Genomic DNA, 24,861 nt, shown 5'->3' with positions numbered 1-24,861 from the left:
GCATGATAGCCGAAGCCATGGCCGGGCGAGAACCACCCGGCCATTCTCTGCAGCCGCGCGGACTCAGGCTTCGGGCTTTTCAGCAGCAACGCGCTCGAGCTGGGCCTGCAACTGGTCCGGGGTCAGATAACCGCCGATCCTGCTGCCATCCGGCGCGAAAACCGCAGGTGTCCCGTCAACGCCGACGCTGATTCCAAGCTGGTATTCCTCGGCGATCGGGTTGTCGCACTGCAGTGGCGCGGGGGTGGCGCCGGCCTTGGCCTCGGTCAGCGCCTTTCTCTTGTCCTTGGCGCACCAGACCGATACGGCCTTGGCGAACGAAGGCGTGCCCGGGCCACTGCGCGGAAAGAACAGGTAGTCGACCTCAATCCCGCGCGCGTTGTATTCATCGATATGCGAATGCATCTTGCGGCAGTAACCGCAATCGATATCGGTAAACACGGTGACCTTGTACTTGGGCTTGGTTTTCGGCGCAAAAATGATGCGCTTGGAATCCGGATAGCTGTCGAGTTTGGCGACATTGACCTTGGCCAGGCGCTTGGCGGTCAGGTCGACCTTGGCGCTGGCGTCATACAGGGTGCCTTGCAGAATATAGCGTCCGTCATCGCTGACATAGAGCAATTGGCTACCCACCACGGCCTGGTGGTAACCGGGAATCGGCGACTTCTCGAACGCCTCGATCTTGTTGTCCTTGATCAGCTTCTGCACAGAGGCACGGGCAGTTGCCTCGCTGTTGTCTGCGGCCTGGGCGACTGGAACGAAAACGCTCAATGCGAGAGTGGCAATCACTGCGAATTTCATGGGCATACCTTGCTCTGTGGATGGGCGGCCGCGCTCAGCGCGAAGCAACCGGATTGTTGGCGATGTGCTCGAGTTCGACGGCGAGCTTTTCCGGAGACAAGGAAATCTGCGGGGCGATGCGACTGCCATCCGAGGCCAGCATGGTCGGCGTTCCGCTGATGCCAATGGCATGAGCGATCCGCGTCGATTCGGCGACCGGATTCACACAGGTCGCCGTGCCCGGATCGGCTCCGTTCATCGCTGCCGTAAACGCCAACTTGCGGTCAATCGCGCACCACACGGCCTCGGCCTTCTTGTCTGCTCCGGGGTGGATATCAAGCGGCAGGAAGATGTACTCGACTGCAATCCCGGCCTTGTTGTAGGCATCGATCTGCTGATGGAAACGACGGCAGAACGGGCAATCGATATCGGTAAACACGGTCACCGAATACTTCGGATTTTCCGGGGCAAAGATGATCCGCTTGTCCGGGCCAATCTGTTTCAGTGAAGCGAGCCGGTTCTTCGCTCGCGCGGCTTCGGTGATGTCGCGCTGGCTGTTGGCATCAATCGCGCTTCCATCGAGCACGAAGCGGCCATCCTTGCTGACGTAGATAAGCTGGCTGCCGATGAGCGCCTCATAGAAGCCCGGCACGACCGACTCCTGAACCGCATCCACCTTGACTTGCGGAGCGAGTTTCGAGAATGCCGTCTGAACGGTTTCCTCGGGCGTTGCGGCCACGACATTGAAAGCAATGAGCAGCAGGATGAAGCCAAGCAAATAACGCATGGGAACGGGACCTCGAGTCAAGTCATCGACCAGCCGCTGCAGCGGCCAGTGCGGAGGGATCGGAAGCTGCGGAAATTTTCTGCAACTCGGCGAGCAGACGATGCGGAGACAACAAAACCTTTGAATCAATCATGCTGCCGTCTACAGCGATTGCGGTGGGGGTCATGGATACACCGATATCGTTTCCAGCACGGCGCATTTGCAGCAACGGGTTCGGGCAATCGGCGGCAATCGGTGCCTGACCCTTCACGGCCATCGTGTAGGCACGCTTGCGGTCATCCGAACACCAGACGGAAACCGATTTCCGATCAGCACCGGGGTGGATGCTGAGCGGAAAGAACACGTAATCGAACGCGATGCCGAGCGCATTGAACTCATCGATGCGCGAATGCAGTCGCCGACAGTAGGGGCAATCGACATCGGTAAACACGGTCAAACGATACTTCGGATTTTCCGGGGCGAAGCTCAGACGCATCTCGGGGCCGATGGTGGCGAGCAACTGGCGACGCTTGGCGGCCATGCTCGCCTCGCTGAGATTGACCCCTTCCCGCGTGTCTTCGACCGTTCCGCGCAGCAGATAGCGACCATCCGCGCTGGCATAGACGAGCTGCCCGCCGATCACACCTTCGTAGTAACCGGGCAGTTTCGACTGACGGAATGCAGTGACCTGTTGCAACGGCGCGATTTTCTGAATCGCGGCATGCGCAGCATCACCCTCGTCGGCAAACGCCGGAACCAGGATGAAACTCAAAGCCAGCAGGCAAAGCGCACGCAAAACCATCATCAACGAGGCAACCTTTTCGGGGTGTGGTCTGGCTCAGACCCGTGGCAGCGGCATTGGTTCCGCCCAAGCCTTTGATTTTGGCATGGAAGCGCCGGGGGTGAAACCCTGGCAACGCGGCATTCAGCCGCGCGGATGATGCTCGGCATGCAAGCGTTTCAGCCCTTCCTTGGCGACCAGGGTATAGATCTGGGTGGTCGACAATGAGCTGTGTCCAAGCAGCATTTGCAAGGCACGCAGATCAGCGCCGTGATTGAGCAGATGAGTGGCGAACGAATGGCGCAGCACATGCGGGGAAATGCGCTGGCTGGCGATACCGGCATTGAGCGCATGCTTCTTGACCAGAACCCAGAACATCTGCCGGGTCATGCCTGAGCGACGCGCAGTCACAAACAAGGCATCAACGCGAGCACCCTTGAGCAATACCGCACGGGATTCACCGACATAGCGCTCCAGCCAATGCTGGGCTTCACCGCCAATGGGCACCAGGCGCTCCTTGCCACCCTTGCCGGTCACGCGCAAAACGCCTTGACGCAGATTGACCTGGTCGGCGCGCAGGCCGACCAGCTCGGTGACGCGCAAGCCGGTCGCGTACATCAGTTCCAGCATGGCCCGGTCACGCAGACCGAGTGGAGTTTCCGCAGGCGCACGCAGCAAGCTTTCAACTTCGGCCTCGGCCAGTGCCTTGGGCAGGCCGCGTGGCATTTTTGGTGCGTCGACGAGCAGGGTGGGATCCTCATTGATGCGGCCATCGCGTTGGAGCAGCCGATAGAAATGTCGCAATGCCGAAAGCAGGCGCGCATTCGAGCGCGGACTGTAGCCACGCCCGCTCTTGCCACCCTTGTCGGCGCGTGAAGCAAGATACGCATAAAGCAGGTCACGTCGACACTCGAGCAGATTCGATGCTTGTCCAGGCGCCGCCAGCCAGCGTGCGAACGCATCCAGATCGCGGCGATAGCCGGACAAGGTGTTGTCGGCCAGGCCCAGCTCGGACCACGCGCGCTCGAGAAACGCATCGATCAGGATGCGGTCGTCTGCACCGGCCTCAGTTCGTTTCGCCTTGATAGTTGTCACCTGACCTGCCCGCCCATCTTGCGTGATCCCGCGCAAACCGGGAGGCTAGCGCGAAACCCAACTCGATACACGCCCATGTCCGCTCACACCGGCGCTCCATTCTGGCGACGTCTTGCCGCCTTGTTCTACGATCTTCTCGTGCTGGTTGCGATCTGGATGGTCGCTTCGGCGCTGGTCTTGCTCGCGTTCCAGGGCAAGGTCGATGTCGCCCACCAACCGCCGCTGTATCACTTCGTACTGCAAAGCGTATTGCTGACCCTGAGCGCGCTTTATTTCGTCATTTCATGGTCGCGCGGTGGCCAGACCATCGGCATGCGCGCATGGCGCGTACGTATTGTCGATGCCGAAGGTCGATCACCAAATCCACGCCGATCCCTGCTGCGCTTCGCCCTGGCCCTGGTCTCGCTGATCGCCGGCTTCGGCTTCATCTGGTGCCTGTTCGATGCCGACCGCCGCGCCTGGCACGATGTGATGGCGGAAACGCGGATGGTTTGAAAGCGGGAGTGGGGAGTGGGAAATGGGGAGTGGGTTAGGGCAACGCTGATAAAGTGGCGCAATCGTCACGACGCCTGTCTGCGTGCAGATCGCGGCGCGCTGGCGCAGATGCACTGGCCGTGCTTCATGCCAGCGCAACAAAGAGCTGCGCGCAGACAGGTGTCGCCTAACCGATTATTTTTGTTGAAACAGGTGGCATCCAGAAGGTCCGCCAGCCGCACCGCGCGGCTGGTCAAGGCAACCAGCCTTCACTTCGCCACGCAGCACGACCGGCGAACCTTCTGAATGCCATGACGGTTGTGCCACTTGGTCAGCGTTGCCTTAGAACAAGAGCGACATGCTCCTGCCTTCCTTCTCCCGACTCCCCACTCCCAACTCCCCGCTTTTCAGGCATTCCTGCGAAACCAGGCGGTCGCCATGGCGATCAGCAGCAGCGGCGGGATCGCGTTGGCGGCAGCCGGTGGCAGCCCGTAGACCGTGCCCATGCTGACCACGGCGCGTTGCAGGAAATAGAAGCCGATCGACATCACGATGCCGACAAACAGCCACTTCGACAGCCCACCACTACGCAAGCTACCGAAGGCGAATGGCAATGCGCAGAATGCCAGGACGAGCACGTTGATCGGGTAGAACAGGCGCGACCAGTAGGCTTCACGGAAACTGCTTGCGTTCTGACCATTGCGCTCCAGATAGGCGATATTGCGCGACAACTCGTGCAGGTTCAGATAATCGAGCTTGACGATGCTCAGGGCCAGCAAATCCGGGTCGAGTCCTGATGGCCATTGCATTTCAGCCGCCTTGGTACTCGTTGCCGAGGCCTCACCGAAGACCGTGCGACTCACGTCGAAAAGAGTCCAGTGATCTTGCAGATGTTCGGCACGCGCGGCCACGGACAGGATGGCGAGGCGGCCCTCCTTGTCGAATTCGAAAACGCGGACCCGATTGAGATCAATGACAGACCCCTGATCCGTTTGTCGCGTCCGGCCGTTGCCGGCATTGATCACGGTGTCGCCGTCACGCGCCCAGATGCTTCCGCCCTTGGCCAGGGTGACGTCGCTGGATTTCGCCGCCAGCGACAGGGCTTTGGCACTTTGATCACCCCAGGGTGCGAGGGTCTCACCCATGACTGCCACTGCCCCGGTGAGCACGATCAGGGTCAGCACCACCGAGGCACAAATTCGCAGCTTCGACAGCCCGGCAGCGCGCAATGCAGTCAGTTCGCCAGTCCCGGCGAGACCACCAAGGCCAAGCAACCCGCCAATCAGCGCGGCATAGCCAAACATTTCGTAGAGGCGCCGCGGCACGGTCAACAAGGTGTAACTTGCCGCCTTGGCCAGGGTGTAGCCACCATGACCACCAGCATTGAGCTCACCGACGAAAATCGTGAATGCGTCGAAACCGACAAGCACAAACCAGGTCAGGCCCACCGCCGCAAGCACCGAAACCGCGACAAGCCGATCGACCCGCTTGAAGCCCAGCCAGCTCATGCCGTTGCCCGCTTGCGCTGACGCAACCGTTGATTGCGCTGGATCAACCACAACGCAATCAGGATGGCTGGCACATAGACCCACCAAAGCCCAATCGAAATCGGCACCTTGCCGTGAACCATCCAGACCCGGCCCAGAGCGAGAAAGTTGGCGTAGATGATGTAGCCGAGCACGGCGATGATCAGGCTTGCATAGCGTGGCTGGCGTGGATTCGAGCGTGACAACGGCAAAGCCATCAAGGCCAGCACAAATACCGAAACTACCGGCGCCAGTCGCCAATGCAATTCGGCGCGCTGAAGCGGCTCCTCACTACGCCACAACTCGCTGCTTGGCGCCGCACGCTTGACCGCTTCGGAGTTGTCGACGGCATCGTTGTCGGCCAGCTTGATGTCGTTGCGCTCGAAACGCAGCAGGCGGAAATTGTCCTGCCCGGGCTGACCTTCGACACGAAAACCATCGGTCAGAACGAGAAAGCGGTCGCCACCCGACGTATCCCGGTACAGCTCTCCACTGCTGGCGGTAATGATATTGATCTGCGAAGTGCCGTCGGTCTGGAGTTGCTCACTTTCCACGAACATGCGCGTGAACTTTGATCCCTCCGGGGACATGCCGCCAACATAGATGATGCCATCGCGGCCGGGCAGCGGCACGAATCTGCCGGGTTCCAGCCCGGCAATCAGCAGCGAACGGTTGGCTTCATCGACCAGATGCTGGGAAAAACGAACCGCCGCAGGCGCTACCCAGAATGCGATCAGACCAAGGACAATGGCGATCGGCACGACCAGCAGCGCCAGCGGACGCATCAATCCACTCACATCAAGGCCGGATGCGCTGAGCACGGACATTTCGCTGTCCCGATACAGACGACCATAGGCCAGCAGCACGCCGAGAAACACGGCCAATGGCAACAGTACGTTGAGGCTGTCGATCGCGCGCAAGCCAATCATGGCGACCAGCAGATCGGCCGGAACACGCCCGCGCGCGATCTGGTTGAGCACGGCTATCAGGGTTTCGCCGATGCTGATCAGAAGCAGCACCGCGGTCACCCCGAGAAAGCTGAAGCCGAGTTCGCGTAGCAGGTAGCGGTCAATGATGCGCAGCAAAGTGGGTCTATGCCTTAGAATGTCGGGTTCCGCGTCGAGAAATTCGACTGCGCGAGAATGCAAGTCTACCGACCTGCACGCTGCAGCGCGTGGTCCGCGGCATTCTTTATACCGAATACGGAACCTTCAATGACCCTGAACTTCAGCCAGACACTTGACCCATCCGACTCCTCGAACAGCCCGTGCGTGATCGTCGGCGTGTTCACCGATGGCGGCCTGAGCCCCGCCGCCGCGCGCATCGACAGCGCGAGTTCGGGGGCGATCAAGCGTCTGCTCGACAGCAGCGACATTACGGCCAAGGCCGGCAGCAGCGCATTGCTGTTCGCTCTGCCCGGCATCAAGTCCGAGCGAGTTCTGATCGTCGGCCTCGGCGACAAGGCCAAGTTCAACGCCGCCGCCTTCAACAAGGCATCGCTGGAAGCGGGCCGCGCATTGAAGTCGCTACCGGTAGCGAGCGCAGCCTCATGGCTGACCGAACTCGATGTGCCCGGGCATGACAGCGCCTGGAAATTGCGCACCGCCGCACTTGCCGCCGACATGCATGCCTATCGCTACACGGCCACGCTCAAACCCAAGGACAAGGCCAAGGCGCCTCAACTCGAGTCCATCGCCTTCTTCGGCGAAAAGGATGATCGTGCCCTGGCTGAAGCAGCGGCCATGGCCAAGGGTGTGCGTTTTGCCCGCGAGCTCGGCAATCTGCCGCCGAATATCTGCACACCGGAATACATCGCCAAGCAAGCCTCGGAATTTGCCGATGCGAAAAAAGGCGTGAGCTGCGAAGTTCTCGAACGCGAGGAGATGGAAAAGCTCGGCATGGGCTCGTTGCTCGGCGTCGCCAAAGGCTCGGTCAACACACCGCGTCTGGTCGTGTTGCGCTGGAACGGTGGCGGCGAAGCCAAGCCCTATGCCCTCGTCGGCAAGGGTGTCACCTTCGACAGCGGCGGCATTTCGCTCAAGCCGGGCCCGGCCATGGAGGAAATGAAATTCGACATGTGTGGCGCCGCCGGCATGCTCGGCACCTTCGTCTCGGCGGTCGAGCTTGACCTGCCCCTCAATCTGGTTTGTGTGGTCGCAGCAGTCGAGAACATGCCCGATGGCAACTCGTATCGCCCGAGCGACGTGCTTACCAGCATGTCCGGGCAGACCATCGAAGTGCTCAACACCGATGCCGAAGGCCGCCTGATCCTGTGTGATGCGTTGACCTATGTGCAGAAGTTCGAGCCACAGGTGATCATCGATGCGGCGACCCTGACCGGCGCTTGCGTGGTTGCCCTCGGCAAACATGCCAGCGGCCTGATGACCGAAGATGAAGAGCTGGCCAGTGAACTGCTCGCTGCCGGCAATCACACCCTCGATCGCGCCTGGCGCCTGCCGCTTTGGGATGATTACCAGAGCGCGCTCGATTCCGCATTTGCCGATTTCACCAATCTCGGCGGCAAGTACGGCGGCGCGATCACTGCGGGCTGCTTCCTTTCGCGCTTCACCACCGGCTATCGCTGGGCACATCTGGATATCGCCGGCACGGCGTGGAACGAGGGCCGCAAGGGTCTCGCCACGGGTCGACCGGTACCGCTGCTGACCCAATATCTGATTGATCGTTGCGCATGAGCGAGACTGACGACCGCTGGCAGCGGCAAAAGGCAACCGCGATTGCCGGCATGTTTGGTGTCTCGCTGGTGACCGGTATTGTCGTTACTGCGCTTGCACCGAACGCCGCTGAAACCGGCATGCCACTCGGCATCCAGCTGGTTGCCAATATCGTGCTGTTTGTCCTTGGCTTCCGCTGGCTGCACGCCGACAGCGCTGCACTTGATATCCGGCGTCCGACCTGGCTGAACATCGGCATCATCCTGATGGCTGCCGTGTTCGTTCCGTACTACTTCTTCAAGACGCGTCCCGAAGGAGCGCGCCTTGCGCCCATCCTGCGTTTCTTCGGACTGATTTTTGCCTGTGCCTTCACATCGGTCATCGGCTCGACCCTGATGGCCATGCTGCTGCCCGGAAGCGCACCAACGGCGACGCTCTGAATCCATGCCACGCGCCGACTTCTACCTGATCGACAAGCCGAGGTTCCGCGAGGAACCGCTGCTGCTGGTCTGCGAACTGGCGAGAAAGGCCTTCGCCAGCGAACAGCCGACGGTCATCCTCGCGCGCTCGCAGGATCAAGCCGAGGAAATCGATGAGCGTTTGTGGAATTTTTCTGATGACGCCTTCATCCCGCATCAGATCGCCGGCGACGACGATGACGCGATCACGGCAATATTGATCGTGCCGCCGGGTATCGATGCCGATGATCGGCCGCTGGCAATCAACCTGCGCGACGGCTGCACATACGGCAATCACGAGCGAATTCTCGAAGTGGTCGCCGCCGATCCGGCCGAACGTGATGGCTCACGCCGACGCTGGAAGGAATACAAGAAACGCGGCTTTGAATTGAACAAGCACGACATGTAAGGGGCGAGGAATCGGGAATGGAGAATGGGGAATGGAAAAAGCCCCCGCACTCGAAGAATTCTGCCGTTTCCACTCCCTACTCCCCACTCCCTACTCCCCATTCTAAAATCCCGAATCCCGACCATGGACAAGAGTTTCGAACCCGGCCAGATTGAACCAAAGTGGTACGCCAAGTGGGAAGCTGCTGGCGCGTTCAAGCCACATGGCGATGGCGACCCGTATTGCATCCTGCTGCCGCCGCCGAATGTAACCGGCACCCTGCACATGGGTCATGCCTTCCAGCAGACGGTCATGGACGCGCTGTGCCGCTACCAGCGCATGCGCGGTTCGCGCACGCTGTGGCAGGGCGGCAGCGATCACGCCGGCATCGCCACGCAAAAGATAGTCGAAAACCAGCTCGCCGCCGAAGGCAAGACACGCCACGATCTTGGCCGTGAAAAGTTCATCGAACGGGTCTGGGAGTGGAAACACGAATCCGGCTCGACCATCAGCAACCAGATGCGTCGTATCGGCACCTCGGTCGACTGGTCACGCGAACGCTTCACCATGGACGCAGGCCTGTCCGCCGCCGTGCGCCGCGTGTTCGTGCAGTGGTATCGCGATGGCTTGCTTTACCGCGGTCGTCGTCTGGTCAACTGGGACCCGGTGCTGATGACGGCAGTCTCCGACCTTGAGGTCAACAGCGAGGAAAAGGACGGCTCGCTATGGTCGATCCGCTACCCGGCCAGCGATGGCGGCGAAGGTCTGGTCGTTGCGACGACGCGCCCGGAAACCATGCTCGGCGACGTCGCCGTGGCCGTGCATCCGGAAGACGAACGCTACCAGGCGCTGATCGGCAAGACGCTGAAGCTGCCGCTGACCGATCGCGAAATTCCGGTCATTGCCGATACGTACGTCGAGCGCGAATTCGGCACCGGCTGCGTCAAGATCACCCCGGCGCATGATTTCAACGATGCGCAGATTGGCGCGCGCCACAAGCTCGCGCCGATTGTCATCCTGACTCTGGATGCGAAGATCGTCGATGAGGCGCCCGAGGCCTATCGCGGTCTCGATCGCTTTGTCGCGCGCAAGAAAATCCTCGCCGATCTCGACGCACTCGGCCTGCTCGTCGAAACCAAGAAGCACAAGCTGCAGGTGCCGATCAGCCAGCGCACCGATGCCGTCATCGAACCGATGCTGACCGACCAGTGGTTTCTCGATCTGACCAGCGACACACGCGTCGATGGCCAACCCGGCCCCGGCGGGCGCAAGGCCATCACCGAACCGGCGCTGGCTGCCGTGCGCGATGGCGAGATCCGCTTCGTCCCGGAGAACTGGACGACCACCTACAACCAGTGGCTGGAAAACATCCAGGACTGGTGCGTCAGTCGCCAGCTCTGGTGGGGCCACCAGATTCCGGCCTGGTACGACGAAGCCGGCAACATCTTCGTCGGCGAGGACGAAGCCGATGCTCTCGCTCACTCCTCAATCAAACCCGTCGGCGCATTGCGTCAGGACGAGGACGTCCTCGATACCTGGTTCTCCTCGGCATTGTGGCCATTCTCGACCATGGGTTGGCCGGGGCCCGGCCCGGTGACCGAGAACGGCGAGAACATCGCCGACTGGTCGAAGGATCAGGTCTTTATTCCGAGTGCCGTGCTCGTCACCGGCTTCGACATCATCTTTTTCTGGGTCGCGCGCATGATCATGGCGACCCAGTATTTCACCGGCAAGGTGCCGTTCCGCGAGGTCTACATCAATGCCATCGTGCGTGATGCCGAAGGCCAGAAGATGTCGAAGTCGAAAGGCAACACGATCGACCCGCTCGATCTGATCGACGGCATCGATCTCGAATCACTGGTGAAAAAGTCGACCGCCTCGCTGCTGATTCCGCAGGTTCGTGAAAAAGTCGAGAAGCGCATCCGCAAGGACTATCCGGACGGCATCACCGCGGTCGGCACCGACGCGATGCGCTTCACCTTTGCCGCGCTGGCCACCTATGGGCGAACGATCAACTTCGATCTCAAGCGTGCCGAGGGTTACAAGAATTTCTGCAACAAGCTGTGGAATGCGGCCCGATTCGTCCTCATGAATGTTGATGAGGAGGCAGTGGGGAGTGGGGAATGGGGAGTGGGCAAAGCGCCGGCCACTGCCGCCGAGCACTGGATTCTTTCGCGACTCGATAAAACGCTGATAGAAGTTGAAACGCAGTTTGCGACTTATCGATTCGATCTGGTTGCGCAGGCGCTTTACGAGTTTGTCTGGAATGACTACTGCGACTGGTTTCTCGAACTGAGCAAGCCCGCACTGCACGGTGACGATGCCGAAGCCATTGCCTCGACCCGGCACACCCTGCTGCGCGTGCTCGAAGCGATCCTGCGTGCCCTGCATCCAATCACCCCGTTCATCACCGAGGAGATCTGGCAGAACGTGGCGCCAAGGCTCGGCATTTCCGGTGACTCGATTTCAGCACGGCCGTATCCGCGCAGTGACGAATTCAGCGTCGGCATCGACGCAAGTTCGGTTGCCGATATCGAATGGCTGAAGTCGGTGCTCGGCGAGATCCGCCGTATCCGCAGCGAGATGAACATTTCACCGGCAAAACAGATCCCGTTGCTGTTCGCCAGGGGCGGCGCTGCCGATCATGGCCGTATCGAGCGCTTCGCCAGCCAGATCGCCTTCCTCGCCCGCACCGAATCCCAACGCTGGTTGAGCGATGGCGACGATGAACCCGCGTCAGCCTCGGCCATCGTCGGCGATCTGCGCGTACTGATTCCGCTGGCCGGACTGATCGACGTGGATGCCGAGAAGGCGCGCCTGAGCAAGGAGATCAAGCGCATCGACGGCGAGATCGCCAAGTGCAACGGCAAGCTCGGCAACGCGACCTTTGTCGCCAATGCACCCGCCGCCGTGGTCGACCAGGAGCGTCAACGCCTTGCCGATTTCAGCGCGACCCAGGCCGGGCTGCGCGAACAACTCGATCGCCTTTGATCGGACGGTCTTCGACGATCCCGTAGGAGTTCCCTTCAGGGGCGATGCTTCTATCGTTCCTGGAACAATCGCATCGCCCCTGAAGGGAGCTCCTACAAAAAGCTCAGCTCGCATCGAGAGCAAAAATCGGCTTCCTTGTTTTCCAGTCGCCGGCAGTGAAATCGGGAAATTCGACGGTGCGATTGCCGAGGCCGATCGATTGCTCCGACAGTGGCGTGATCGCGCTCCAGGTGACGGCATCGTAAATGTTGATCGGCATCGGTGCCGAAGCCTTCAACGCCTCGACGAATGCACGGACAACAAAGAAATCCATGCCGCCGTGACCTCCACCGGCAGCCGCGGCGCCAAATTTTTTCCACAGCGGATGATCGTATCGATCGAGCCAGGGCTGGGCTGGCTCCCACTTGTGCGGTGTCTCGCTTTTGCCTTCGATATAGATCGATTGATTGACGTCCATCCACAAACCCCTGGTGCCCTGCACGCGAAAGCCGAGTGAATACGGTCGCGGCAACGAGGTGTCATGGGTGAGCAGGACGGTTTCGCCGTTCTCGCAGGCAAGTTGTGTGGTGACGACATCGCCGAGGCGGAACTTCACCCTGGCGTTCGGGTGATCGGCACCACCGCCGGCAACGATATGGTTGTGCAGTCCACGTGACTTGCTCGCATAGCTGGTCAGGCGCAGAAAGCGATTGCCGCGATTGATGTTGGCCCACATCGCACAAGGACCGGCACCGTGACTCGGATACAGCTCGCCGTTGCGAGCCACCGAATGCGGTGTGCGCCAGCGCGCTTCCGACCAGCCCTTGTCGCCAAACTCGACACCGCCGCCATAGGGTTTGCCGGGCACGCCCGAGTTGAGCTTGACCTCGCGCAGATCGTGCTCGTAGCCGCCTTCAAGATGCATGAGTTCGCCGAAGACGCCCTGCCTGACCATGTTCAGCGTGGCCAGCACATCACGTCGAAAACATACGTTTTCGAGCAACATGTACGGGGTCCCGGTACGCTGCTGGGTACGCAACACCTGCCAGTGGTCTTCCAGCGTAACGCCGGCAACCACTTCACAACCCACGGCAACCCGCGCCTGCATCGCGGCAATCGCCATTGGCGCATGCCACTCCCAGGGCGTTGCGATGATCACCGCGTCGAGGCGGGCCTTTTCCAGCATTTCGCGCCAGGCATCATTGTTGTCGCTGAAGATTCTCGCTTTGGGTCTGCCGGCGGCGGAGAGAATGTCGGTAGCACCCTTGAGAGCGAATCCATCAACGTCGCAAAGCGCGGCGATCTCCACACCTTCCTGCTTGAGCAGTTCCCCGAGCAGCACCTTGCCGCGCATGCCTGTGCCGATGATACCGACGCGCAGACCGCCAGCTGACTTTCCGAAGACGAAATCCGGGCTCAGCGACAACGCGCTGACGGCCAGTGAAGCTTTGAGAAAATCACGACGTTGCATGCTTGCTCTCCGATGCGGCCAGGCGGTTTCGGATCGAGGATACTTCATGAGCAGCAGCACATGCGCGCAACGACGCGGCCACGACATTGGGCCGTTCTGCAGGCGCAAGTGAGCGAATCTTGCGGCCACGCCGAATGGCGCATCCTGAACCAACCGACGCCAGTCGCCCCACAACTGCGTCAAAGACATGACGCCCCGGTCCCGGATCGGCGATAATCCACAACCCACTTTGCCCTGACCGACTGCCTTGGCCTGATTGGCCGAGTCGGCATGCCTCTATACGGAGTTGGAATGCAATACATCTACACGATGAATGGCGTCAGCAAGATCGTTCCGCCAAAACGCCAGATCATCAAGGATATCTCGCTGTCGTTCTTTCCCGGCGCCAAGATTGGCCTGCTCGGCCTCAATGGTGCCGGCAAGTCGACCGTGCTGCGCATCATGGCCGGCGTCGATACTGATTTTCAGGGTGAGGCGCGCGCCCAGCCGGATACCAAGATCGGCTTTCTGGAACAGGAGCCGAATCTCGACCCCGACAAGACCGTACGTGAAGTCGTCGAAGAAGGCGTCGCCGAGATCATCAACGCGCAACAGCGCCTTGATGAAGTGTATGCGGCCTATGCCGAGGAAGGCGCCGATTTCGACAAGCTCGCCGCCGAACAGCAGCGTCTCGAAAGCCTGCTGGCGGTAACCGATGCGCACGCGCTCGAGCGCCAGCTTGAAGTCGCCGCCGATGCGCTGCGCCTGCCACCGTGGGATGCCAATGTCGGCAAGCTCTCTGGTGGCGAGAAGCGCCGCGTCGCACTGTGCCGGCTGCTGCTGTCAAAGCCGGACATGCTCCTGCTCGATGAGCCGACCAACCATCTCGACGCCGAGTCGGTGGCCTGGCTGGAGAACTTCCTCGCCGATTTCCCCGGCACGGTCGTCGCCGTCACCCATGATCGCTACTTTCTAGACAACGTCGCGGAATGGATTCTTGAGCTCGATCGCGGCCGTGGAATTCCGTGGAAAGGCAATTACTCTTCGTGGCTTGAACAGAAGGGTGAACGCCTCAAGCAGGAGGAAAACCAGGAGAAGGCCCGGCAGAAGGCGATCCAGCGCGAACTCGAATGGGCGCGCAGCAATGCCAAGGGTGGCCGCAGCAAGGGCAAGGCGCGTCTGTCGCGCATTGAAGAGCTGCAGGCTGTCGATTACCAGCGCCGCAACGAGACCAACGAGATCTTCATTCCACCCGGCGAGCGTCTCGGCTCGTCGATCATGGAATTCAAGAATGTCAGCAAGTCATTTGGCGATCGCCTGCTGATTGATGATCTGAACTTTGTCGTGCCGCATGGCGCGATCATCGGCATCATCGGCCCGAATGGCGCCGGCAAGTCGACCCTGTTCAAGATGATCATGGGCATGGAAACGCCGGACAAGGGCGAGATCACGCGTGGGCAAACGGTCAAGCTCGCCTATGTCGACCAGAGCCGCGACAAGCTCGAAGGTGATCACAACGTATTCCAGGAGATTTCCGGCGGCGCCGACATCCTCAATATCAACGGCATCGAGATCCAGTCGCGCGCCTACCTCGGCCGCTTCAACTTCAAGGGCCAGGACCAGCAGAAGATGGTCGGCACGCTCTCCGGCGGTGAACGCGGCCGCCTGCATCTGGCCAAGACCCTGCTCCAGGGTGGCAACGTGCTGCTGCTCGATGAACCCTCGAACGATCTTGATATCGAAACCTTGCGTGCGCTCGAGGATGCCTTGCTCGAATTCCCCGGCAACGTCTTCGTGATCTCGCATGATCGCTGGTTCCTCGATCGCATCGCCACGCATATCCTCGCCTTCGAAGGCGACTCGCATGTCGAGTTCTTCGCCGGCAACTACCGCGAATACGAGGAAGACAAGAAGCGCCGTCTCGGCGATGAAGCCGCGACGCCGCATCGTCTGCGTTACAAGAAATTGGTTTGAGAGAAAAGCGAGGGGGGAATGGGGAGTAGGAAATGGGCAGAGCAAAGCAACAAGCAGACGTGCGGCGGTCGTTGAGAATGCACCGCGCTCTTCTGCTTTCCCACTCCCTACTCCCCACTCCCCACTCCCGCTCCACAGCGACGGAGTCGCGCCAATGACCTTCATCGATTCACTGCGCCACGCCTGGCAGCACAACAATTCGCTGGTCTGCGTTGGTCTTGATCCCGAGCCCTCGCGGTTTCCGCCGCGGTTTGCCGAAGATGAGGATGCGGTCTTTCATTTCTGTCGCGACATCGTCGATGCGACGGCCGATCTGGTTTGCTGCTTCAAACCGCAGATCGCGCATTTCGCCGCGATTGGGGCCGAAGATGCACTGCAGCGCCTGATCGCGCATATCCATACACATCAACCGGGCGTACCGGTGATTCTTGATGCCAAGCGTGGCGATATCGGCTCGACCGCACAGCACTATGTCAGCGAAGCGTTTGATCGCCACGGGGCCGATGCGGTGACCGTCAATCCGTATCTGGGCCGTGATTCGGTACAACCGTTTCTTGATCGCGCCGACAAGGGTGTCGTCATTCTGTGTCGAACCTCGAACGCCGGATCCGGCGACCTGCAGGATCTCGATGTCGCTGGCCGACCGCTCTACCAGCACGTCGCCGCAATGGTTGCCGACGAATGGAACACGAACGGCAACTGCCTGCTGGTGACCGGCGCGACCTATCCGCAGCAACTGGCCGAGGTGCGCGCGATCGTCGGCGACCTGCCCTTGCTGGTTCCGGGCATCGGTGCCCAGGGCGGCGACGTGGAAGCGGTGGTGCGCAGCGGCCAAACCAGTGATGGTACGGGTCTGCTGGTCAGCTCCTCACGAGCCATCCTCTACGCCGGCAACGATGACGATTTCGCCAACGCGGCTCGCGCGGCCACGCTGGTCCTGCGCGATGAGATCAATCGACACCGCCAGTCGTTGCCCGGCTGAGCGCCTGACATGTACGTCGTCGCACTGACCGGCGGGATCGCTTCGGGAAAATCGGCCGTCGAGCGCCGCTTTGCTGCGCGCGGCATCGACATCGTCGATGCCGATCAGGTCGCAAGGGAAGTCATCGCTGCAGGTACGCCGGGCCTTGCAGACATTGTTGATACGTTTGGCATGGGCGTGATTGGTGTCGACGGCGAACTCGATCGCAAAGCCATGCGCGAGCGCGTGTTTGCTGATGCGGATGCAAGACGTCGGCTGGAGGCGATCATCCATCCGCGAGTGCGCCAGACCCTGCGCGAACGTGCCCTGCTGGCTCGCAGCGCATACGTCATCCTGGCCATTCCCTTGCTTGTCGAATCCGGTGACTATGACTGGGTCAATCGGGTACTCGTGATCGATGTGCCGCGCGACATGCAGGTCACTCGACTTGTCGCGCGAGACGGGATCACCCGCGAGCTGGCCGAATCGATGCTCGCCGCGCAGGCCACTCGAGAGCAACGCCTCGCCATCGCCGACGATGTGCTCGACAACAGTGGTCCACTCGATGCAATTGACGCACTCGTCGAACCGCTGCATCAGCAGTATCTCGGGCTTGCCAAAGCAGCCTAGCGGTTGCTCTGATGCTCCGGCCACAGCGCGCGGATTGCAGCGATGCCCTGCGCACCACCCCGTTGCGCGGTTCCGATGTCAATCGGGCCCATGCCACCGAGCACATAGACTGGCAAGGGTGCGTCGGCAATCAGCGCCGCTGCCCGCTGCCAGCCAATCGCCGCGGAACCTGCGTGACTCGGAGTCGGCTCGATCGGCGACACGGTGATGAAGTCCGCACCAATCGCCGCGGCGTGCGCAATCTCCTCGGCGTTGTGGCAGGAAACCGCCAACCAGCGCTCTGACCTGATCGGGCGGTCCCTCAAACCAAGTGCGATGCGCGCGGGAAGATGCACACCGTCAAGGCCGAGCAACTCCGCCAGTTGCCAATCCGCATGCAACAACAATTGGGCGTCATGGGCGCGGCAACAATCGCGAACCGCCCGCGCCAGCGGCGCCACGGCATCCCGGGACCAGCCCGGCAAACGTAGCTGGACCAGGCGTACGCCAGAGCGCAACGCGTTCTCGAGCGCGGCCAGGAATTGCGGATCATCCTTGCTGGCTGGAATGGGCGTGATCAGGTAGCGATCGGGCAAGCGAAGTGCGTTGAGCACGGGTCGATCGGCCGGAGGAAGCAGTTGCACATCGATGTTCGCCGGACGCACCCAAGCCAGCGACTGACCCTCACGCGCCTGCATGCGTCCGCGCCAGGAAGCGATCTCATGCACATCCAGCACGATGTCAGCGTATGGGACGCTGATCAAACCGCGGCCAACCTGGGCGATGATCCCAAGTTCTTCGTGGAGCTCCCGTACCAATGCATGGGCAGCGCCTTCAGTTGAATCAACCTTGCCGCCCGGAAATTCCCAGTAGCCGGCCCACTCCTTCCCGGTGGGCCGTTGTGCGAGAAGCACCTGACCAGACGAGTCACGCAGCACGCCAGCAACAACATGCGTGCGCGCCTGCCTATTGGAGTTGGTATCAGTCATTCGAGACAAGAGCTTCAGTGCGAACGCGAAATTTCAAACGTCGACCGGCGTTGCAGCTTCGTCGCCTGCAACAACTGCTCAGCTCAAACTGCCGTGGCAATGCTTGTATTTCTTGCCTGATCCACAAGGACACGGGTCATTGCGACCAACCTTAGGTGCATCGCGCATGATCGGCGCGGAAGACGAAGGCGCCTGATTCGCAACCGGAGCCAATGCCTCGTCGTCCGCGTAGCCGGGCGGCCTGGCATGCTGAAACTGCATGGTCTTTGCCTGTGCCTCGGACTGCGCGCGCTGCTGAGCTTCCAGCGCCTGAACCTCTTCTTCGCTGCGGATACGTACGCGCGCGAGCAACTGGATCAGTTCGTGCTTGATACGCTCGAGCATCTGCTCGAACAGAAGGAAGGATTCACGCTTGAACTCCTGCTTCGGCTGCTGTTGCGCATAACCACGCAGATAGATTCCCTGACGCAGGTAATCCATGCTGGTCAGGTGTTCTTTCCAGCAGTTGTCGACGACGGACAGCATGACGTGCTTCTCCAGCGAGCGCATGGTTTCTTCGCCGAGCAATGCCTCCTTTTCGCGGAACAGCCTGGCCGAAGCATCTTCAACCCGAGCCAGCACATCATCTGCGCTGGCTTCATCCACTTCGTCCAGCCATCCAGCAAGATCAAGCTTCAGTCCGAACTCGGACTCGAGCTCTTTTTCCAGTCCCGGGATATTCCATTGGTCATCGATTGAATTGGCCGGCACATAGCGACGCACCAGTTCAGCGAATACATCTTCGCGGATATCCGCTACGGTCTCGCCAACGCCTTCGCTTTCGAGCAGTTCGTTGCGCTGCTCATAGATAACCTTGCGCTGATCGTTGGCAACGTCATCGAACTCGAGCACGTTCTTGCGAAAGTCGAAGTTTTGCGATTCGACCTTGCGTTGCGCATTCATGATCTGCTTGGTGACCATGCGATCCTGGATCGCATCCTCTTCTTTCATGCCAAACATGCGCATGAGGCCAGCCACCCGCTCGCCCATGAAGATTCGCAGCAGGTTGTCTTCCAGTGACAGGTAGAACGTGCTGGAACCCGGATCGCCCTGACGTCCGGAACGGCCGCGCAACTGATTGTCGATACGGCGGGACTCGTGGCGCTCCGTACCGATGATGCGCAAGCCACCTGCCTCCATGACTTTGGCCTGGCGCTTCTTCCACTCGATCTTGACCTGCTCGCGTTCCGCTTCACTGGTATCTTCGGGCAGGGCCTCGAGTTCGGCCTCGAGGTTGCCGCCAAGCACGATGTCGGTTCCGCGTCCGGCCATGTTGGTGGCGATGGTTACCGAACCGGGGCGACCGGCCTGGGCAACAATGATCGCTTCTCGCTCGTGCTGTTTGGCGTTGAGAACCTCATGCGGCACGCCTTCCTTCTTGAGCAGACTACCCAGATATTCCGAGGTTTCGATCGAGGTCGTACCAACCAGCACCGGTTGGCCACGTTCGTAGCAATCCTTGATGTCATCGACGATCGCAGCGTGCTTGTTCTTGGCTTTCAGGTAGACCATATCCGGCTCGTCACGACGGATCATCGGACGATGGGTGGGAATGATGACCACTTCGAGGCCGTAGATCGACTGGAACTCGAACGCCTCGGTGTCAGCGGTTCCGGTCATGCCGGCGAGCTTGTCGTAGAGGCGGAAATAATTCTGAAAAGTGATTGAACCGAGGGTCTGGTTTTCGCGCTGAATTGGCACGCCTTCCTTGGCCTCGACAGCCTGGTGCAGGCCATCGGACCAGCGCCGACCGGCCAGGGTGCGGCCGGTGAATTCATCGACGATGGTGACTTCGCCATCGCGGACAATGTAGTCGACATCACGCTGATACAGCGCATGCGCGCGCAAGCCTGCGTTCAAATGATGGACAACCGCGAGATGCTTGGTGTCGTAAAGACTTTCACCCTCGCCAATGATGTCGTCAGCGCGCAGCAGATCCTCGGCATGCTCCATGCCGGCTTCCGACAGATGCACCTGCTTCTGCTTTTCATCGACCCAATAGTCGCCCTCGCCTTCCTCGGTTTCCTGGCGAATGAGCTTGGGTACGAGGCGGTTGATCTTGACGTAGAGTTGCGGTGACTCGTCGGTCGGACCGGATATGATCAGCGGTGTACGCGCTTCATCGATCAGGATCGAGTCGACCTCATCAACGATGGCGTAGTTCAGTTTGCGCTGATAGCGCTGCTCCTTCGCCTGCGCCATGTTGTCGCGCAGATAGTCGAAGCCGAATTCGTTGTTGGTGCCGTAGGTGATGTCTGCCTCGTAGGCGCTGCGCTTGTCCGCATGATCCATGCCCGGATAGACAACACCGACCGTCATGCCGAGGAAGTTGTAAATGCGACCCATCCACGCCGAGTCACGCCGGGCCAGGTAGTCATTGACGGTGACCACATGCACACCTTTCCCGGACAGAGCATTGAGATAGACCGGCAGGGTGCCAACCAGGGTCTTGCCCTCACCGGTGCGCATTTCGGCGATCCGGCCCATGTGCAGGACCATGCCACCAATCATCTGCTCGTCGTAATGGCGCAGGCCGATCACGCGACGCGCCGCTTCTCGAACGACGGCGAATGCTTCAATCAACACCGAATCGAGTGATTCACCTTCACTGACGCGTTTGCGCAATTCATCGGTCATGCCGCGCAGGGCAGCATCATCGAGCGCCTTAAAGCGCGGCTCCAGCGCGTTGATCTTCACCACCGTCTTGTTCAGCGTGCGCAGGATGCGCTCGTTTCGACTGCCAAAAATGCTCGTCAGGACACGTTCAAACATCGGTCTCGGATATCCGGATAGGGCCGCAATTTCCGCAAAATACGGGTACGGCAGAAAAGCGAAGGCCGCCGATGATACGGCGGCCTCGACGCAACAACAAATTAGGGGTCAGATTGGCCGATTCAAGGGCTGTCCGATCACAAAAATGATTTGGGCCAACGTCGATCAGGTGACGCAATCCTCACGACACCTGTCTGCGTGCAGATTTAACTGCGTGTTGCCCGGGTTGAACGGACGTAAGCCATCGGATTGACCGAGCGTCCATTCAACCAGACTTCAAAGTGACAGTGGGGTCCGGTCGAACGCCCGGTCGATCCGACCTTGGCGATTACCTGACCGACATGTACTCGCGTGCCGACCTCGACCACGTTGCGTGAATTGTGTGCGTAGCGGGTCATGTAGCCATTGCCGTGATCGATCTCGACGACGTTTCCGTACCCATTTCGCACGGCAGAATAAGTCACCACGCCTTCCGCGACGGCGAGCACGTCGCTGCCCAGCGGGACATCGAAATCCACACCACGATGAACCGCCTGGCGGCCCGTAATCGGATCAGTTCGTACACCATAGCCGGAGGCGATATAGCCGTGCGCAACAGGCATGCCGGCTGGCAGCATCGCATTGTCGATCTTGCGGTCAAAAAGCAGATTCTCGAGGACACCCAACTGCGCTTCCTGGCGCCCAAACTCGGCACGCAAGCTTTCAATATCATTACCCAGGGGCAGTGGAGAATCGGTTTCAGCGAGCATATCCTCCGGTCCACCCAAAGCCGGTTCGGAAGCAAAATCAAACTCACCATCTTCAAGCTTGCCCGCTTGGGTCAGCCGATCGCCGAGTGCGTTGAGTCGGGTCGCCTGGGCACGCAACTGGCCGATTTGCATGGCCAGCGCATCAAGATTGCGCCGAGAGTCGGTTTCAACGTTGCCAAGTTCAGCCCGTTGCGACTGGATCTGGGTACGCAGCGAGAGCAATTCACGCATTGCGGCATCACGCGGATTGACGGTCAGCAATGCGACGACAAAGCCGATTCCTGCGAACAACAGCAAGGCGGCACTGATCACGCCTCCTGCCAACAATCGACCTTTGCCACTGCCAAGTTCGATACAGCGCGGGGTTGTGTGGGATTTTGCGACTAAGATTATATTCATTCACGATTCGCCGAAAGGGTTCCGCCATGCAACGAAGCTCGCCTCCCCGCAAACCACGACCGAGCACCTTGGTGCCTATCGCGAAATGCTTGACCGTTGACACGATTGCTGCGCGCGCTCGTGCCCTGGATCGACTGGATGGAAAACTCCGTCACCTATTGCCCGATACACTGGCTCGCGAGTGTCATCTCGCAGACCTGCGCAACGGACGGCTTGTTTTCATCGCAACAAGTTCAACCTGGGCAACCCGCCTGCGCCTGCATCAAGACAAGCTGCTGACCGAAGCCCGCACTGCAACTGGCAGCGCTGTTGAACTTTTTGCTGTGAAAGTGGCGCCTTTGCCGCCCGTTCTCCCCGAGCCAACCAGGGCAAAACCACTCTCGGCCACCGCCGCAAACCATCTGCGCTCAGCAGCAAAAACCATCTCGGACCCTGAACTTCAGGCCCTTTACCTGCAACTGGCGTCCCTCGCCTCTTCTGATTATTTTCCGGAGACCTGAAGGCCTCCACTCCCCTGAAACCAGAGACCCCTGGACGGAGCCTCTGTGCAACTGATCTTGCTACAACGCCTGCGCCGGGTGGGCGTAGGAAATGGGTGCACTGGTTTCGTCCTCGAAGCTGACTTCTTCCCAAGCTGTCTTGTCGGCAAGCAGGGCACGAAGCAAGGTGTTGTTGAGCTCATGCCCCGACTTGTAGCCGTAGAATGCACCAATCAGACTGTGACCAAGGAGATACAGGTCACCAATTGCGTCAAGAATCTTGTGTTTGACGAATTCATCTTCATAGCGAAGGCCATCCTCGTTGAGGACGCGGTAGTCATCGAGCACGATGGCATTGTCCATCGAACCGCCCAGCGCAAGGTTGCGCTCACGCAGCATCTCGATATCGCGCATGAAACCAAAGGTTCGTGCGCGGCTGACTTCCTTGACGAACGACGTCGTCGAGAAGTCAATTTCGCTGGTCGACGTGCGCTTGGCGAACATCGGATGTTCGAAATCGATTGAAAAACCAACCTTGAAGCCATCGAACGGCTCGAATCGCGCCCATTTGTCTCCATCGCGAACGGTGATCGACTTCTTGATGCGGACGAATCGCTTGGCCTTGGGCTGCTCCTCGATTCCCGCTGACTGCAGCAGAAAGACGAACGGGCCGGCGCTGCCATCCATGATCGGCACTTCGGGCGCGGACAGGTCGACATAAGCATTGTCGATACCCAGCCCGGCGATGGCCGAAAGCAGATGTTCGATGGTGGCAATGCGTACATCGCCTTTGACAAGGGTGGTCGAGAGTCGGGTATCTCCGACATTCTCGCAACAAGAGAGAATTTCCACTGGCTCGGCAAGATCCACGCGCCGAAAGACAATTCCTGTATCAACCGCAGCCGGGCGCAAGGTCATGTAAACCTTGTCACCTGTGTGGAGACCTACGCCTGTCGCCCTTATTACATTTTTGAGCGTGCGTTGTTTGATCATTTTTTTGGTCTGAGCCCTGGGGCAGGAGCACGAAAACGCCGGGGAGCGTAGCACAGCATGTGCTTCAGCGATAGTTAATCCGACGTTAAAATCAGACGGCTGTTGCGAATAAGCGACAGATTCTGGCCGTTTGAAATGTCGGACAAGCAAGAATACCAGCTGCCTGCATTGCACAGACAGTGCCAGATCGGGTGAGACCGGGACAGACGGTTGTGCCGCTGCGGCGCCACGCAGCGGCATCGGGTCCGAACCCTTCGGCGCATTTCAGCACCCCGCCAATCAGACCGACACGACTCGGACTGATTGATGGTGAAACGGGAGTTTGAGTGTTTTCCCGTTATTTTCAGTCCGCCTGGCGGCGCAAGAACGCCGGAATATCCAGATAGTCGACCTGGCTGTCCGCTGATGGCCCCGGTTGCGCAGCAGGAGCCTGGGCATGTGCGGCAATGCGCTCCGGGACGTCGGTGTAGTCGACCTCTCCGGTGCTCGCATTGCGCACCACCCGCATCGGCGGACGCGGCGCGATGATTGCTTCGCGTTCGCTTTCCGTGCGCAACGGTTGACGTACCGCGTTGCGGTTCAAGCCGGTGGCAACCACGGTGACGCGGATATCGTCCTTGAGTTCCGGATCGAGTGCGGTACCGATGACCACGGTGGCATCTTCGCTGGCGAACTCGTGGATGACCTGGCCGATTTCGTCGAATTCGCGCATGGTCAGGTTGTTGCCGGCGGTTACGTTGACGAGAATGCCGCAGGCGCCGGCAAGGTTGATGTCTTCCAGCAACGGATTGTTGATCGCTGCCTCGGCGGCAGCCACGGCACGATCATCGCCGCGGGCGATGCCACTGCCCATCATCGCCATACCCATCTCGGACATGACGGTGCGGACGTCGGCAAAGTCGACATTGATCAATCCCGGGCGGGTGATCAGGTCAGCGATGCCCTGCACCGCACCGAGCAGCACATCATTGGCTTGCTTGAATGCGCTGAGCAGGGTCACGTCACGACCCAGTTCGGTCAACAGCTTTTCGTTCGGAACGGTAATCAGCGAATCGACATGCTGGGATAGGTCTTCAATACCTTTCAATGCCACCTGCATGCGCCGACGGCCTTCAAACGGAAATGGCTTGGTGACGACGGCAACCGTAAGAATGCCCATCTCCTTTGCCAACTGTGCGACCACGGGCGCGGCACCGGTGCCGGTTCCACCGCCCATGCCGCAGGTAATGAAGGCCATGTCCGCGCCTTGCAGCAATTCGCAGATGCGTTCGCGATCTTCGAGCGCAGCTTGTCGGCCGACTTCGGGATTGGCTCCGGCGCCGAGTCCCTTGGTGACATTCGAGCCCAATTGCAGGGTGTGTTTCGCCCCGCTGTTCTTGAGCGCCTGTGCATCGGTATTTGCGCAGACGAAATCGACGCCTTCGATTTGCGCATCGACCATGTGACTGACGGCATTGCCGCCACCACCACCAACGCCAATGACCTTGATCACCGCGTTTGGCTCCATCCTTTCAATGAACTCAAACATTTTCCCGTC

General features: G+C 60.0%; 21 protein-coding genes. 9 read left to right on the top strand and 12 right to left on the bottom strand.

Going from position 1 to position 24,861, the window contains the following annotated elements; translation table 11 throughout:
- Nucleotides 1–63: 63 nt before the first annotated feature.
- The 4 genes from VFN25_RS03460 to xerD form a co-directional block, all read right to left on the bottom strand.
- Complete coding sequence (locus VFN25_RS03460) at nt 64–801, bottom strand: DsbC family protein (protein WP_325138843.1); 738 nt, start codon at nt 799–801, stop codon at nt 64–66.
- A gap of 34 nt (nt 802–835) precedes the next feature.
- Nucleotides 836–1,567: a DsbC family protein gene (locus VFN25_RS03455; RefSeq protein WP_325138842.1), complete on the bottom strand. Its 732-nt coding sequence runs from the start codon at nt 1,565–1,567 to the stop codon at nt 836–838.
- Nucleotides 1,568–1,589: 22 nt separating this feature from the next.
- Nucleotides 1,590–2,351 carry a DsbC family protein gene (locus VFN25_RS03450; protein ID WP_325138840.1) on the bottom strand — a complete coding sequence of 254 codons (762 nt, stop codon included), beginning with the start codon at nt 2,349–2,351 and terminating at the stop codon, nt 1,590–1,592.
- A 120-nt stretch (nt 2,352–2,471) separates the two neighbouring features.
- Entirely contained in the window at nt 2,472–3,422 is a 951-nt protein-coding gene (gene xerD / locus VFN25_RS03445) for a site-specific tyrosine recombinase XerD (protein WP_414648840.1), read from the bottom strand.
- 75 nt (nt 3,423–3,497) lie between these two features.
- Between xerD and VFN25_RS03440 the strand changes: the two genes are divergently transcribed.
- Nucleotides 3,498–3,917 carry an RDD family protein gene (locus VFN25_RS03440; RefSeq protein WP_325138838.1) on the top strand — a complete coding sequence of 140 codons (420 nt, stop codon included), beginning with the start codon at nt 3,498–3,500 and terminating at the stop codon, nt 3,915–3,917.
- Between the two features lie 386 nt (nt 3,918–4,303).
- On the opposite strand, the gene lptG is transcribed toward VFN25_RS03440, so the two are convergent.
- Together lptG and lptF are read right to left on the bottom strand one after the other, a co-directional pair.
- The gene (gene lptG, locus VFN25_RS03435) at nt 4,304–5,404 is read right to left on the bottom strand and encodes an LPS export ABC transporter permease LptG (protein ID WP_325138836.1); all 1,101 of its coding nucleotides are present in this window, start codon (nt 5,402–5,404) and stop codon (nt 4,304–4,306) included.
- Nucleotides 5,401–6,507, bottom strand: coding sequence for an LPS export ABC transporter permease LptF (lptF, locus tag VFN25_RS03430; RefSeq protein WP_325138835.1), 1,107 nt, complete (start codon nt 6,505–6,507; stop codon nt 5,401–5,403). The genes lptG and lptF overlap by 4 nt, the downstream gene beginning before the upstream one ends.
- A 129-nt stretch (nt 6,508–6,636) precedes the next feature.
- On the opposite strand from lptF, the gene VFN25_RS03425 reads away from it, so the two are divergent.
- From VFN25_RS03425 to VFN25_RS03410, 4 genes are all read left to right on the top strand, one after another.
- Nucleotides 6,637–8,115, top strand: coding sequence for a leucyl aminopeptidase (locus tag VFN25_RS03425; RefSeq protein WP_325138833.1), 1,479 nt, complete (start codon nt 6,637–6,639; stop codon nt 8,113–8,115).
- Nucleotides 8,112–8,534, top strand: coding sequence for a hypothetical protein (locus tag VFN25_RS03420; RefSeq protein WP_325138831.1), 423 nt, complete (start codon nt 8,112–8,114; stop codon nt 8,532–8,534). Before VFN25_RS03425 ends, VFN25_RS03420 begins: the two co-directional genes overlap by 4 nt.
- 4 nt (nt 8,535–8,538) lie before the next feature.
- Nucleotides 8,539–8,961: a DNA polymerase III subunit chi gene (locus VFN25_RS03415; RefSeq protein ID WP_325138828.1), complete on the top strand. Its 423-nt coding sequence runs from the start codon at nt 8,539–8,541 to the stop codon at nt 8,959–8,961.
- Between the two features lie 123 nt (nt 8,962–9,084).
- Nucleotides 9,085–11,931: a valine--tRNA ligase gene (locus tag VFN25_RS03410; protein ID WP_325138826.1), complete on the top strand. Its 2,847-nt coding sequence runs from the start codon at nt 9,085–9,087 to the stop codon at nt 11,929–11,931.
- 103 nt (nt 11,932–12,034) lie between these two features.
- Here the strand turns inward: VFN25_RS03410 and VFN25_RS03405 are convergent, their stop codons facing one another.
- Complete coding sequence (locus VFN25_RS03405) at nt 12,035–13,381, bottom strand: Gfo/Idh/MocA family protein (RefSeq protein WP_325138824.1); 1,347 nt, start codon at nt 13,379–13,381, stop codon at nt 12,035–12,037.
- 291 nt (nt 13,382–13,672) lie between these two features.
- On the opposite strand from VFN25_RS03405, the gene ettA reads away from it, so the two are divergent.
- The 3 genes from ettA (at nt 13,673) to coaE (ending at nt 16,925) form a co-directional block, all read left to right on the top strand.
- Nucleotides 13,673–15,334 carry an energy-dependent translational throttle protein EttA gene (gene ettA / locus VFN25_RS03400; RefSeq protein WP_325138822.1) on the top strand — a complete coding sequence of 554 codons (1,662 nt, stop codon included), beginning with the start codon at nt 13,673–13,675 and terminating at the stop codon, nt 15,332–15,334.
- A gap of 154 nt (nt 15,335–15,488) precedes the next feature.
- Nucleotides 15,489–16,316 (top strand): orotidine-5'-phosphate decarboxylase, encoded by an 828-nt coding sequence (gene pyrF / locus VFN25_RS03395; protein WP_325138819.1) that lies wholly within the window; start codon nt 15,489–15,491, stop codon nt 16,314–16,316.
- Between the two features lie 9 nt (nt 16,317–16,325).
- Complete coding sequence (gene coaE, locus VFN25_RS03390) at nt 16,326–16,925, top strand: dephospho-CoA kinase (RefSeq protein WP_325138817.1); 600 nt, start codon at nt 16,326–16,328, stop codon at nt 16,923–16,925.
- Here coaE and VFN25_RS03385 read toward each other — a convergent pair.
- The 3 genes from VFN25_RS03385 to VFN25_RS03375 form a co-directional block, all read right to left on the bottom strand.
- Entirely contained in the window at nt 16,922–17,893 is a 972-nt protein-coding gene (locus VFN25_RS03385; protein WP_325138815.1) for a Nudix family hydrolase, read from the bottom strand. The genes coaE and VFN25_RS03385 overlap by 4 nt on opposite strands.
- Nucleotides 17,894–17,971: 78 nt before the next feature.
- Nucleotides 17,972–20,704, bottom strand: coding sequence for a preprotein translocase subunit SecA (gene secA / locus VFN25_RS03380; protein ID WP_325138813.1), 2,733 nt, complete (start codon nt 20,702–20,704; stop codon nt 17,972–17,974).
- A 206-nt stretch (nt 20,705–20,910) separates the two neighbouring features.
- The gene (locus tag VFN25_RS03375) at nt 20,911–21,852 is read right to left on the bottom strand and encodes a M23 family metallopeptidase (RefSeq protein ID WP_325138810.1); all 942 of its coding nucleotides are present in this window, start codon (nt 21,850–21,852) and stop codon (nt 20,911–20,913) included.
- Between the two features lie 89 nt (nt 21,853–21,941).
- On the opposite strand from VFN25_RS03375, the gene VFN25_RS03370 reads away from it, so the two are divergent.
- Nucleotides 21,942–22,352: a DUF721 domain-containing protein gene (locus VFN25_RS03370; RefSeq protein ID WP_325138807.1), complete on the top strand. Its 411-nt coding sequence runs from the start codon at nt 21,942–21,944 to the stop codon at nt 22,350–22,352.
- Nucleotides 22,353–22,412: 60 nt separating this feature from the next.
- Here the strand turns inward: VFN25_RS03370 and lpxC are convergent, their stop codons facing one another.
- Nucleotides 22,413–23,324, bottom strand: a complete 912-nt coding sequence (lpxC, locus tag VFN25_RS03365) for a UDP-3-O-acyl-N-acetylglucosamine deacetylase (protein WP_325138805.1) — start codon at nt 23,322–23,324, stop codon at nt 22,413–22,415.
- A gap of 343 nt (nt 23,325–23,667) precedes the next feature.
- Nucleotides 23,668–24,852, bottom strand: a complete 1,185-nt coding sequence (gene ftsZ / locus VFN25_RS03360) for a cell division protein FtsZ (RefSeq protein ID WP_325138803.1) — start codon at nt 24,850–24,852, stop codon at nt 23,668–23,670.
- Nucleotides 24,853–24,861 lie beyond the last annotated feature (9 nt).

The sequence above is a fragment of the Dokdonella sp. genome (assembly GCF_035703485.1).
Classification (GTDB): Bacteria; Pseudomonadota; Gammaproteobacteria; order Xanthomonadales; family Rhodanobacteraceae; genus Dokdonella.
The sequence above is the reverse complement of the archived record's forward strand: the minus strand, read 5'-3'. Positions and strand labels throughout refer to the sequence as shown.